The organism is Niallia sp. M35 (genome assembly GCF_050971705.1).
GTDB lineage: Bacteria > Bacillota > Bacilli > Bacillales > Cytobacillaceae > Niallia > Niallia circulans_A.
The window spans coordinates 56,487-69,046 of record NZ_JBPCEP010000009.1 but is presented as its reverse complement, the minus strand read 5'-3'; the positions used below and the strand labels follow the sequence as shown (position 1 = coordinate 69,046).

Below are 12,560 nucleotides of genomic sequence, written 5' to 3'. Positions count from 1 at the left end.
GACGCTTCTATACTGTTCCATTATTCTATTAAAAATTTTTACTGTTTAAATAAACCGGTTTAGTATTGAAAGAAAGGACGGTTAACAATGATCATTCAATTAGCTTTGGACCGATTAACTATTTCGGAAGCAATTCGTATAGCCCAGTTAGTAGAAGCTGATATTGACTGGATTGAAGTTGGGACCTCTCTAATCAAGGAATTTGGAATAGACAGCGTCCGCCAAATGAGAAAAGCATTTCCCCATAAAAAGATCCTTGCTGACACGAAAACAATGGATAATGCGAAATATGAAGCAGAGATTAGCTTTGCTGCCGGGGCAGATATCATCACGGTTATGGGAACAGCCCCAAAAGTAACCATTGAGACATGTATGGAAGTAGCAAAAAAGAAGCAAAAAAAAGTAATGATTGATTTATTAAACACTTCCAGAGAACAAATGATATCACTTGCCACGATTAAGGATGCTATTTTTTGCTACCATATAAGTAAGGATGAGCAAGAACTAAATGGGAAAAGCGAATGGGAAACCGGCACTGCCTATCTAACCCCAATTGCAGCGGCAGGCGGAATTACTATCGATTCCATCCCACAGCTTCAAACAAACGGCATTGATATAGCCATTATCGGATCCGCTATTACGAAGGCTGCCGATCCAGCAAAGGCGGCAAGACAATTTAATCAGGAGGTATTGTCCAATGAGTAAGCTTACAGCTATTCAACAGGAAATCCAAGACGTTTTGTCACAAGTCGATGAGAACTTATTAATTGATACAGCAGCATTAATTAGAGAAAAAAGGAGAATTTTTGTCGTGGGAGAAGGACGATCTGGGCTCATGGCCAAATCCTTTGCCATGAGATTAATGCATTTAGGAGCAACCGTTTATGTAGTGGGCGAGACAATTACTCCTTCTATTTCTTCTGAAGATATATTAGTCGCGATTTCTGGTTCTGGGAAAACAAAGTCTGTTATTTGGACAGCTGAAACTGCTCATAAACTAGGATGCACTGTGTTAGTCTTAACTACTGACCCTAGCTCTCCACTTGTGGAAGAGGCAACCCATACAATCTGCATTCCGGCAAGCACGAAATATCGGCAGGCAAATGAGATGAAGTCTATCCAGCCCTTAGGCTCATTATTTGATCAGTGTGCCCATATTGTCTTTGATACCATTTGTCTAAATTTTGCTGAGCTAAATGAGATTGGATTTGAGGAAGCCTTTAAGAGACATAGCAATATGGAATAATAATGCTTGATAAATACCCGTAGAAGCGAGTGACTGAGTTTACGTGCTCCTAAGCGGGTATTTTGTGCCTCTTTTGAAGAGCATATCGGCTGTTTTTATCATAAAAGAACAATCCTCTTATTTTCACTGCTATTGTTTATCCTCGCCAAAACACAAATTGACAATTACTAAAATGGTTAAATCACTCTACTCTTCTAGAATAGTCGATCCTCGAACAATAAGCTTCGGCTCAAAAATATGTTTGCCTTGATTTTTGTTCCGTTCATTAATTTTTTTTAGGAGCATGCGTGCACAAGCCTCTCCCATTTCCATTAAGGGCTGCTTAATTGTGGTAATTTTTGGTGAGGAGATTCTATCTAGAAAGACGCCATCAAACCCAGTTACTGCGTAGTCTTCTGGCACACTTTTCCCCTTCTTCTGAATAGCACGAATTACTCCTGTTGCAATGCGATCTGAGGCGCAAACAAACCCAAATTTACCATCGTTCTTTGATAGGAATTCAGAAACCTTTGCCTCGGCTGCTCTTGAACTATTTGCTACTCTTATAATTTTTCCTTCTATAGCATTCTCTGAAATTGCATCTAGGTACCCTGCCTCGCGAAGTTGCCCAAAAGGCTCTTTCTCATCAATTCCGATAAAAATTAGCTGCTTATATCCTTGGTCTAAAATATGTTTAGTCGTAACATATGTCCCTTTTTTGTTATCCACATCGACAAAATCAAATCCATGCAAATTCTCTCCAAATAATACAACCGGAATTGTTAATTTTTCAATAAAAGCATAGTCAGATTCGCGCATACCCGTAACAATGATGCCATCACACTTTCCTATATTAAGTGATGTCCTTGTTACTAGCTGTAAGGAATAATGGTTCTTATCCAGCTCCCTGCTCATTCCCGTTAATAAATTCATATAATAAGGTTCAACCGTGTCCATTTCTTCTAAAATAAGTAATTTAATCACTTGTGTTCGATTATTAACCAATGCTCTTGCCGCATAGTTAGGAACATAATTTAATTCTTCCATTGCTTTATATACAAGCTGTTTTAATTCATCTGTTACTTGCTCTGGATGATTTAACACTCTTGAAACTGTCATCTTTGAGACATTTGCTTTTTTTGCCACATCTGAAAGTGTTGCCAATGGAACTCCCCCAGTATTAAATTTAGATTTCTCTATTCATTAGATTACTAATTATTGAAAGCGATTTATTATACTACTTCATTTATTCTACAACAAATAATTATTCACTATTATATTTAAACTAAACTTTTTTATAATTATGCTTGATAAATAACGAAAATGGGTTGATAATAGAGGGGTGCAAACGTTTTCCTTTTATCTTTTTATATTATAATTGTTTTTTGCTAGATACTCAACTCTTTAATAATGCAAACGCTTGCGTAGAAAGGGAGATTTTATGTTAAAAGAAGCGATTTATCATCGGCCTGGCAATAATTTTTCTTATATTTATAAAGACGATCTAGTCCACATCCGTCTCCAGACAAAAAAAGCAGAAATGGAATCTGTTCAGCTTATTTTTGGAGACCCTTACATTTTTGTGAATCAATCTTGGCAATACGAAAAAGCTCCCATGAAAAAAAGTGGCAGCACAGAGCTTTATGATTATTGGTTTATTGAAATAAAGCCTGAGTATCGACGCTTACGCTATGGATTTGAGCTTTCATCTGAAAAGGAGACACTTATCTATACAGAAAAAGGATTTTATGAAGCAATTCCAACAGACGATACTGCCTATTATTTTTGTATCCCTTTTGTGCATAAAGAGGATTCTTTTCATGCTCCCGACTGGGTAAGAGATACGGTTTGGTATCAAATTTTCCCAGAACGTTTTGCCAACGGGAATCCTATGCTTAATCCTGCTGATACGCTCGAATGGGGAAGTACAGAGCCTACCCCTACCAATTTTTTTGGTGGCGATTTTCAAGGTGTTATCGATCATGTTGATCATTTAGTTGATTTAGGAGTTAATGGTGTTTATTTCACTCCAATATTTAAAGCTTACTCTAATCATAAATACGATACGATTGACTATATGGAAATCGATCCCCAGTTTGGCGATAAACAGACGTTTCAAAAAATGGTAGATGTTCTTCATGATCATGGGATTCGGATTATGTTAGATGCTGTTTTTAATCACAGTGGCTATTTCTTCCCTCAATGGCAAGATGTCATGGAGAAGGGGCAGGAATCTATCTATAAAGATTGGTTCCATATTCGTGAATTCCCAATTCAAACAGCACCAATTCCAAACTATGATACTTTTGCCTTTACCCCGTTTATGCCAAAGCTAAACACAAGCCATCCAGAAGTAAAAGAATATTTATTAGAGGTTGGCCGATATTGGGTAAGAGAATTTGGCATCGATGGCTGGAGGCTGGACGTTGCCAATGAAGTAGATCATCCATTTTGGAGAGATTTCCGCACAGAGGTGAAAGCATTGAAGCCCGATGTGTATATTCTCGGAGAAATATGGCATGACTCTATGCCTTGGTTGCAAGGAGACCAGTTTGATGCTGTTATGAATTATCCGTTCACAACAGGTGCCGTAAATTTCTTTGCGAAGGATTCGATTACTTCGACAGAATTCAAACATACGATTACCAATGTCCTTCATATGTATCCAAATAGTGTTAATGAAGTATCTTTTAATCTATTAGATAGTCATGATACGCCTCGTATTTTGACCCTTGCAAATAATCGAAAGGATAGAGTGAAACTACTCTATTTATTCCTTTTATCTTTCACAGGAACACCTTGTATCTACTACGGCGATGAAATAGGGATGGATGGCACACAGGATCCAGGCTGCAGAAAGTGTATGGTGTGGGAAAAAGAGAAGCAAGATCTTGACTTATTTGCCCATATTCAAAAATTAATTTCACTTCGTAAAAACCATCCGGCATTTGGTAACAAAGGATCATTTATTTTCTTGGATTCCAATAATAATAATATTACAATGTACCAAAAAACATACAAAGAGGAACATATTATTTTCTCTATTAATAACACAGATCAAGAACAAACTTTCACGATTCCCGTTGAGTATATCGATAATAAAAATGTTCAAGATCTCTATCATGATAAAGAGATTATTTGGGACCTAGAAAAAGAATTAACATTGTCTCCAGGTGCGTTTTCAATTTTACAATTCAAGGTGAAAAGCTAACACCAACCTCTTTTAAAAAGCGGATTCCTTCTGCGCTATGCAAAGGGAATACGCTTTTTGTTATTGTTATTAACTTGGCTGGGACTTATATGTGTTGAATATCATTTTTTCTGGCTTTTATCGCTCACATGAACGCCACTTTTTCCGACTCTCCCTCTTTTTCTGGCTTTCATCTCTCTTAGAATGCTACTTTTATCCCCTCTCCCCAAAACAGCACTTTCCCCAGCCAATAAAAAAGAACAGAGCATACAATACACTCCATTCCCTCTCACTCTATTATTCTCCTAATTTCTCTCTTAGCCGTTCAAGGGTTATTTCTGCGGTACTTCCGACTTGCCAATCTGCTAATTTCATGCGGTCAGGGGTGCCAACACCAACTGCAAACATATTTGCTCCCTTTATTGCTTGAATGCCAGCTTCCGCATCTTCCACTCCCACACATTCACGCACTTGTAATTGCAGCTGCTCTGCTGCTTTTACAAAGATTTCTGGATCAGGCTTCCCTTTTTTTAATTTTCCGGGATCGACGATGGTATCAAAAAAGTTTGTTACTTCTAATCGATCTAATATCACTGGACCATTTTTACTTGCAGAAGCAAGGCCAAGCTGTAAGCCGGCTTCTTTGCATTCTACCAAGAAGTCTTTTATCCCTGGCAATAAATCATGAGGGGTAATTTCTTTAATTAGCTCTTGATAATAGGTATTTTTATCGTGTGCCAGCTCTTCCACTTGCGCTTCAGAGAATTGCCCGCGAATTCCCCCATGATCTAGTATTTTATATAAAGAGTCCATGCGGCTAACACCTTTTAATTCTTCATTAAACTCACGATCAAAAGGAACTCCAATGGCCTCAGCTGTTTTCTTCCACGCTAAATAATGATATTCTGCAGTGTCTGTAATAACACCGTCTAAATCAAAGATAATTCCTTTTAACATATTAATTGGCCTCCCTATATAAAAGGAGCCGTGCTTGCTTTATTCTAGCGCTCTTCTCTAGCAATAGAATACAATCAATCAGCGGCTCCCTTCTTCTAACTAGTTATTTCTTTCCAACAAACTCTTTTTCTAGTAAAATATCTTTTCCATATAACTGCATCTTTAGCGAACTCCCGGATAGAAGTTCTAATTTCACTTCCTCTGAAGTCGTTGTGACCCGAATTAATCGATTCCGATAATTGATTGTAAAGGTGTAGCTATTCCATCCTTTCGGAACAAATGGTGCAAAGGAAAGAGTTCCTGCTGCTGTGCGCATTCCAGCAAAGCCATGGACAATAGCCAGCCAGCTTCCTGACATACTAGTTATATGCAATCCATCTTCTGTATCGTTATTATAATTATCAAGGTCTAATCTTGCCGTGCGCTGATACATCTCATATGCCTTTTCCTCCAGCCCGATCTCTGCTGCTAAAATAGAATGGACGCAAGGGGAAAGACTTGATTCATGGACAGTCATTGGCTCATAAAAATCAAAGTTGCGCTTTTTCTCTTCTAAGCTAAATTCATGATTTAAGAAATACATCCCTTGTAAAACATCTGCCTGCTTAATGAAACAAGAACGTAAGATTTTATCCCAAGACCAATTTTGATTAAGTGGTCTCTCTTCTTTTAAAAGGGTATCTACGGTTCTTAAGTCTTTATCAAGGAATGTATCGTGCTGAACAAAGATTCCAAATTCCTCATCTACTGGGAAATACATCTTGTCAATGATTTCTTGCCATTTTGCTAATTCACTTTTGCCAATATTTAAATCTATTTTTCTTTTTGAAGTTGTTTTTTCAAGTAATTCTAAAGTATATCTTAATGTCCACGTCGCAATCTTATTCGTATACCAATTGTTATTCACGTTATTCTCATATTCATTTGGTCCTGTTACTCCATGTATCATGTATTGATCATTTTTTTTCGAATAATGTACGCGATCTGCCCAAAAGCGGCTGATTCCGACTAACACATCTAATCCTTCATTTAGTGCATAGGTTTCGTCACCTGTGTACGTTGTGTAATTAAAAATGGCGTGGGCAATGGCACCGTTACGATGAATTTCTTCAAAGGTAATCTCCCACTCATTATGGCATTCTACCCCTGTGAAGGTTACCATCGGATATAATGCACCTTTCAGTCCCTGCTGTTTGGCATTATGCTCCGCACCTGGCAGCTGTTGGCGACGATAACGTAATAGCTGCTCTGTTACTTTAGGCTCTGCTACTGCCAAATACATTGGAACGATATATGCTTCTGTATCCCAGTAGGTTGCTCCACCATATTTTTCTCCTGTAAAACCTTTTGGCCCTACATTGAGACGCGCATCGTCCCCATAGTACGTAGAGAATAATTGGAAAATATTGAATCGGATCCCCTGCTGTGCTTCTTCATCCCCATCAATTTGAACATCCGCCTTTTCCCAGCGGGCTGCCCATGCAGCAATATGTTCTTCTTTTAAGGAATCATATCCTTTTTCTTTCGCTTGTTTTGCTAACAAGTCAGAAACAGCCCCTAATCTTTCTTCTTCCCAATCGCGAGAGGTCGAAACTGCCACATATTTCTGGAGGTGGATTGTATCTCCTTGTTTAAGCTTATTGTTATATGCATTAGCAACATACATCGGCTTTTCATTGTAAGAAGTTACTTCTAGATGATTAATGGTATTTGCCATCGAAGCAGATACTGCAAATCTTGGTGTTCCAAAAGGATTATCAACCGTTTTCATTATTAGATTGGCAGCATTAGCTTCTACTTTTCTGCCAGTCTCTTCCCAGAATTTTTCTTCATAGTTGGAATCTTCATTAGTCACATCACCATCTAAATATGGAACCAATTCAATCTTATGCGCTCCTGTTAGCGTTGTTACCTTTATATCTATTGCACAAACTTCTTTTGCAACAATACTTAAAAAGCGTTCAAACTCAAACTTGATTTGACTTTCTCCTTTTTGGAGGATGAAGCTTCTTCTTAAAACGCCTTCCTTCATATCGAGCTCTAGGTGAAAATCAATAATGTTTTCCTTATACAAATCTACTTTGGTACCGTCTACATAAATATCTACACCAATGAAGTTCAGCGCATTGATCACTTTGCCAAAATATTGAGGATAGCCATTTTTCCACCAGCCAACCCTTGTTTTATCAGGAAACCATACACCTGCAATATACGTACCTTGATGGAAATCCCCTGAGTATCCTTCTTCAAAGTTACCACGCATCCCCATATAACCATTTCCGATGGAGGTTAGACTTTCCTGCAGTCGCTTTTCTTTTTTTTCCAACTTATTTGATATTAATTTCCAGCTGTTTATTTCGAAAAGACGCTTATTTGTCATAATCTTCTCTCCCTATGCTTTATCTGAATCTATCTTTAGTCTTTTTTCTTTAAATCCTGTTCTAAAAAAAGCAAATGCAATCATTAATACCGTTCCAAGTCCTTGTATCATGATGAAGGTTGCAACATCAAATTGAATAAATCCATAGATTACAGCTAATATGGTTGGTAGTCCTGCTGCATTCAGGACAATGGTTGCTGCCTCTTTAAAGGTTCTTATATCGGTAATATTGGATTTCTTTGTCAGCCATAATACGAGTGACATAAATAGAAATTGCACTACATTCATCGCTGTATAAACACCTGCTAGTAATAGTAACAGGATTGGCAGAAGGTAAGCTTTGTTCTGTACATACCATAATGTTCCGATATATTGCAGGACATCTTCCTTGTTTTCTATTTTGAAAGGATATTTCTCCTCATTCATTGGGTAATACAATTGAAACCCAAACCCATTTTCTTCGGCAATTACAGCATAGTCTTCTTTAAAAACAACGGCATTTGCATATCCTTTAATACCAATTGTCTGATCTTCTCCAGTCATCTGATATTTATTGTCCTTATCAATCGCAATCACATTTCCGCCTGTCTCTTCTGCATATTGACTGTCTATTCCCACTAACTTGCCGTTTTTCACTTGTTTTGAAGACAATGACTTAGCAAAATCATCTGTAATTAATTCAGCTGTTTGTGGAAACAAAAACTCAAATGGGAAATTTGTTAGTTTTGCCATTTGAATAGAGGTTGGCATCATCATACATGCAATTAAGAAAATAAAAAGGAAAATCATTTTCGGCCATGTTAATAGATTCTTACCCTTAAATACATTTGTCGGTGTAATAATAGACTTGAAATATTGCATCAAAAATGGTTCCGACTTCTTCATTGTAATCCCACTCTCTTACTTTAAAATTCTTTGTTGTTTTCTTTCTATCCTAAGACGTCCGCGCCACTACTAGCAGACGTCTCTAACATTTCTTCAGTTGGTCACCGATTAGCCTTTTGATCCGCCGCTAGTTAAACCAGATACAAAGTTCTTTTGCAGGAAGAAGAATAAGACAACAATTGGTAATGCTGCGAGAACCGCTCCTGCCGCAAATAGCGCTACCTTTTGTTCACGCGGGTTGGAAATTAATGTTTGTAATCCAACAGCCAATGTTAATAATTCGTTGGAGCGTAATAAAAACTTAGATAATAAGAAATCATTAAATGGTGTCATAAATGCCCATAAAGCTTGAACGGCAAGCATTGGGCGCACTAATGGTAAGTTAATTTGTACAAAGATTCTTAAATGACCTGCTCCATCAATTCTTGCACTTTCGTCAAATTCACGCGGTATGGTATCAAAATACCCTTTCATTAACCATACGTTCATCGGGATACCACCACCGATATAGATTAATGACAGCAGCCAATAAGAATCAATTGCTCCAAGTACTGTTGCTAGTACGTAATAAGCAGTTAATGCTGCCATTGTTGGAACCATTTGAATAACAAGGAAGAAAATTAAGCTATATTTTCTTCCAACAAAGCGATAGCGGCTGAATACATATCCAGAAAGAGTGACCAATGTTACTTGCACAACCATTACTGCAACCGCAATAATAATCGTATTTTTATACCAGCTTAAATAATTCGTTTCACTAAAAAGTCTTTGGAAATTATCAAGTCCCCAGTTTGCATCCAATTTCAATGTAAATGCCGCCATATTAGTAGCTTGAAAGGCACTTGATGCCGTTACTAATAATGGGTAAATGATTACTATTGATAGGATTCCAAGAAAACCATATGTTAATATTCTATTGATAAGTCGCGATGCTTTCATGCTCATCCTACATCATCTCCTCATTGCCAAAAGCATTTGTTTTCTTAAATGTTATGAGTGATACTGCAATTACAATTGCGGAAATAATCAATGTTACCGCTGCTGCAACTGCATATTGCGGTGCTTGCCCTGTTGTTAATTTATAAATCCACGAAATGAGGATATCTGTCGATCCTGCATTCCATCCAATACTTCCTGGACCACCTTCATTAAACAAGTAGATGATAGAGAAGTTGTTAAAGTTAAATGTATACTGTGTGATCATAACTGGCGCTGTTGCAAAAAGGATCATCGGTAATGTGATATTGCGGAATTGCTGCAAAGCAGTTGCTCCATCAAGGTTTGCTGCTTCATATAAATCATCTGAAATAGATTGCAATACTCCTGTTACCATTACAAAAATATATGGGAATCCAAGCCAGCCTTGAATCATAATAAGTGCTGTTTTTGTCCAAGTCGCATCTGTCTTCCAAGAAATTGCCGGTATATCAATGAATGGAAGATGATTGATCAATGGGATTACTTGTGCGTTAATGGCACCGATACTGTCATTAAACATATTAGAGAATCCCATGATCGAAATAAATGCTGGTACAGCCCATGGCAATAAGAAAAGAATTCGGAAAAATGCTTTCCCTTTTACATGCTTCTGATGTAGCACTACAGCAGCAATAACACCAAGAACGATTTGTAAAGTGGTTGCCCCAAATGTCCAAATTAATGTCCAAACAAGGATTTTCATAAATGTTGCACGATAAGAACTTAAGAAAAAGATGTTGGTAAAGTTCTCAAAACCAATCCAATCAATCAGCTTAAATGGCGGTATATGTTGAAAATCATAGTTTGTAAATGCTATAAATAATGTCACTAATACCGGAAAAATAATGATAAAAGCCATTAAAATATAAGACGGGAATGTAAAGATGTAAGGGAATCCTTGCTCCCAAAGATTTTTCAATATATCAACCGTCTTCGTATTGATTTTTTCTCCTCTATCTCTTAATGCCCCTATTTTACGAGCATCATAAATGTTTAGTATATAGAAGAAGAGAAAGATAACAGTTAAAATTAACTGTAATGTTCCTTTAATCATTAGGAATAACGAGTGATCATCACGAGGTATACTTCCTAATGTTATTAAGCCTTCCAAAGCCTGAAATCCAGTTAATGCCATCTCTATTGCAAAAACCAAGAAGAGAGCAAAAAATACTATTCCTTTGAATGCTTGTTTATTATAAAACTGACCTAACCCAGGAATAATGGATAACAGGGATGCTTTCTTTTTATGATTTGTTTCATTTCGACTCATTGTGGGCTATCCCCTTTCTATAAAATTGCATATTGTTGCATAATGGTAATTTATTGATTTACCAAAAGAAATCATCACTCGCCCAACTTCTTTTGATAAACCAACTCTTTTTGAAAGTGTTTTCAATGCAAACGATTGCGTTATGGAAAGACGAAATTTCTAATTATCAGTTATGACAATTAGAAATTTCGACTAAAAGGGAGTGGAATATCTCCCTTCCTTTAAGCTACCTTATTTATATTTTTGATCAATCGATTCTTTAATATTTTTCACTGTATCTTCTGCAGATTGTTCAGGTGTTTTCGCACCAGAAACTGCATCAAACATTAGATATTGTCCGCCATCCCATACTTCAGCCATTTGTTGAATATTAGGCATTGGAGAAGCGTTTTCAAAGTTTGCAATAACTGCTTGAGCTAATTCATTATCTGCTGGTACCGCTTTACGTGCAATTGTGTTTGCAGGAATTTCATTTGTAGCTTCAAAGAATTTTGTTGAATTATCAGCATTCCCAACATACTCTAACCATTTTGCAGCTAATTCCGGATCTTTCGCATAAGAAGAAGCTACCCACGCTTTTCCTCCACCAAATGCAGCGAATTTTTCACCATTTGGTAATGTAGGGATTGCACCAACTCCATAATTAACGCCAGCATCTTTAAAAGTAGCTGCCATCCATGGGCCATCAATAATTACAGCTGTTTTCCCAGTAGTAAACATTTCTGTGATAAAATCACCAGAACCGGTTACGTCCTGCATACCTTTAGGCCATTGATCATACCAAGTCTTTGCATATTTAATGGCATCGATTGTACCTTGATTGTTTAACCCAATGTCAGTTGGATCTGTTCCTTCACTTCCAAATGCATATCCGCCATATCCAGCAACTAATCCATAACTAAAATAGAAGTCCGTCCATTTTGCTAAGAAAGCTGTGTTCTTGCCAGACTCAGCTTCAAACGCATACTTGCTATCTTTTGTTAATGCTTCTACCTCTGAGAAATCTTTAGGCATTTCTTTAATTAAATCTTTATTATAGAACCCTACTAAAGTTTCGATAACAAATGGTGTTCCATATTGTTTGCCATCAAACGTTACTAGTTTTTCTTCCGTTTCTGTAATTCCTTCAGGCTGTGCTGTTACTTCAGCTAAATGCCCTTGACTTCCCATTGAACCAACACGGTCATATGGTGCGATAAAAACATCTGGACCAGTGCCTGCAGGACCATCTAGCGCTAATGCGTCAGCTTGATCTGTCATCGCCATTACGACAACTTTTACTTCAGCATTATTTTTAGATTCAAAATCGCCTTTGATACTATCAATATATTTTTTATACCCATCTCCATCTACTGACACTGTTAATGTTTGTTTTCCGTCAGAAGATCCGCCTTTTGAGCTTTCTTTCGTATCATTGCCGCCACAAGCGGTTAAAGAGAATGCAGTAAGTAACGCTACTCCTGACATTAATAGTTTTTTATAACTCTTCATGAAATTTTCCCTCCTTATTTATCTCACATTCTTATTGTAGATTTGAAACCGTTTTAATGCAATCGCTTTCTCAGTGTTACCGATAACAGAATGTAACATAAAAACATTACAATGAATAAATTACGCTATTATTGGGTAATGTCCGTAAAAGTATGTATATTTCTATGGACCAATAGAATTTGAT

10 protein-coding genes are annotated in these 12,560 nt (G+C 37.1%); 3 read left to right on the top strand and 7 right to left on the bottom strand.

What is annotated here, in order from left to right:
• The first annotated feature begins 87 nt into the window (after positions 1-87).
• Together hxlA and hxlB are read left to right on the top strand one after the other, a co-directional pair.
• Positions 88-705, top strand: a complete 618-nt coding sequence (gene hxlA, locus NiCM35_RS13740) for a 3-hexulose-6-phosphate synthase (RefSeq protein ID WP_095329460.1) — start codon at positions 88-90, stop codon at positions 703-705.
• Positions 698-1,246: a 6-phospho-3-hexuloisomerase gene (gene hxlB, locus NiCM35_RS13735; RefSeq protein WP_095329459.1), complete on the top strand. Its 549-nt coding sequence runs from the start codon at positions 698-700 to the stop codon at positions 1,244-1,246. The genes hxlA and hxlB overlap by 8 nt, the downstream gene beginning before the upstream one ends.
• A gap of 186 nt (positions 1,247-1,432) precedes the next feature.
• Here hxlB and NiCM35_RS13730 read toward each other — a convergent pair whose 3' ends face one another.
• On the bottom strand, positions 1,433-2,389 hold the full coding sequence (locus NiCM35_RS13730; protein ID WP_095329458.1) for a LacI family DNA-binding transcriptional regulator: 957 nt from the start codon (positions 2,387-2,389) through the stop codon (positions 1,433-1,435).
• A 277-nt stretch (positions 2,390-2,666) separates the two neighbouring features.
• Between NiCM35_RS13730 and NiCM35_RS13725 the strand changes: the two genes are divergently transcribed.
• Positions 2,667-4,436 (top strand): alpha-glycosidase, encoded by a 1,770-nt coding sequence (locus NiCM35_RS13725; protein WP_433779802.1) that lies wholly within the window; start codon positions 2,667-2,669, stop codon positions 4,434-4,436.
• Positions 4,437-4,712: 276 nt separating this feature from the next.
• Here NiCM35_RS13725 and pgmB read toward each other — a convergent pair whose 3' ends face one another.
• The 6 genes from pgmB to NiCM35_RS13695 all read right to left on the bottom strand — a co-directional run bounded on the left by pgmB (position 4,713) and on the right by NiCM35_RS13695 (position 12,376).
• The gene (pgmB, locus tag NiCM35_RS13720) at positions 4,713-5,372 is read right to left on the bottom strand and encodes a beta-phosphoglucomutase (RefSeq protein WP_095329456.1); all 660 of its coding nucleotides are present in this window, start codon (positions 5,370-5,372) and stop codon (positions 4,713-4,715) included.
• Between the two features lie 103 nt (positions 5,373-5,475).
• Positions 5,476-7,752, bottom strand: coding sequence for a glycoside hydrolase family 65 protein (locus tag NiCM35_RS13715; protein ID WP_095329455.1), 2,277 nt, complete (start codon positions 7,750-7,752; stop codon positions 5,476-5,478).
• 12 nt (positions 7,753-7,764) lie between these two features.
• Entirely contained in the window at positions 7,765-8,637 is an 873-nt protein-coding gene (locus tag NiCM35_RS13710; protein WP_123258535.1) for a DUF1189 family protein, read from the bottom strand.
• A 108-nt stretch (positions 8,638-8,745) separates the two neighbouring features.
• Positions 8,746-9,582 (bottom strand): sugar ABC transporter permease, encoded by an 837-nt coding sequence (locus NiCM35_RS13705; RefSeq protein WP_047940863.1) that lies wholly within the window; start codon positions 9,580-9,582, stop codon positions 8,746-8,748.
• A gap of 1 nt (position 9,583) precedes the next feature.
• Entirely contained in the window at positions 9,584-10,885 is a 1,302-nt protein-coding gene (locus tag NiCM35_RS13700) for a sugar ABC transporter permease (protein WP_123258536.1), read from the bottom strand.
• Positions 10,886-11,116: 231 nt separating this feature from the next.
• Positions 11,117-12,376 (bottom strand): extracellular solute-binding protein, encoded by a 1,260-nt coding sequence (locus NiCM35_RS13695; protein WP_095329452.1) that lies wholly within the window; start codon positions 12,374-12,376, stop codon positions 11,117-11,119.
• Positions 12,377-12,560: the final 184 nt, after the last annotated feature.

Coding starts and splice junctions, on each gene's coding strand:
- hxlA (WP_095329460.1), top strand. CDS start 88: ATGATCATTCAATTAGCTTTGGACCGATTAACTATTTCGGAAGCAATT.
- hxlB (WP_095329459.1), top strand. CDS start 698: ATGAGTAAGCTTACAGCTATTCAACAGGAAATCCAAGACGTTTTGTCA.
- NiCM35_RS13725 (WP_433779802.1), top strand. CDS start 2,667: ATGTTAAAAGAAGCGATTTATCATCGGCCTGGCAATAATTTTTCTTAT.
- pgmB (WP_095329456.1), bottom strand. CDS start 5,372: ATGTTAAAAGGAATTATCTTTGATTTAGACGGTGTTATTACAGACACT.
- NiCM35_RS13715 (WP_095329455.1), bottom strand. CDS start 7,752: ATGACAAATAAGCGTCTTTTCGAAATAAACAGCTGGAAATTAATATCA.
- NiCM35_RS13710 (WP_123258535.1), bottom strand. CDS start 8,637: ATGAAGAAGTCGGAACCATTTTTGATGCAATATTTCAAGTCTATTATT.
- NiCM35_RS13705 (WP_047940863.1), bottom strand. CDS start 9,582: ATGAGCATGAAAGCATCGCGACTTATCAATAGAATATTAACATATGGT.
- NiCM35_RS13700 (WP_123258536.1), bottom strand. CDS start 10,885: ATGAGTCGAAATGAAACAAATCATAAAAAGAAAGCATCCCTGTTATCC.
- NiCM35_RS13695 (WP_095329452.1), bottom strand. CDS start 12,376: ATGAAGAGTTATAAAAAACTATTAATGTCAGGAGTAGCGTTACTTACT.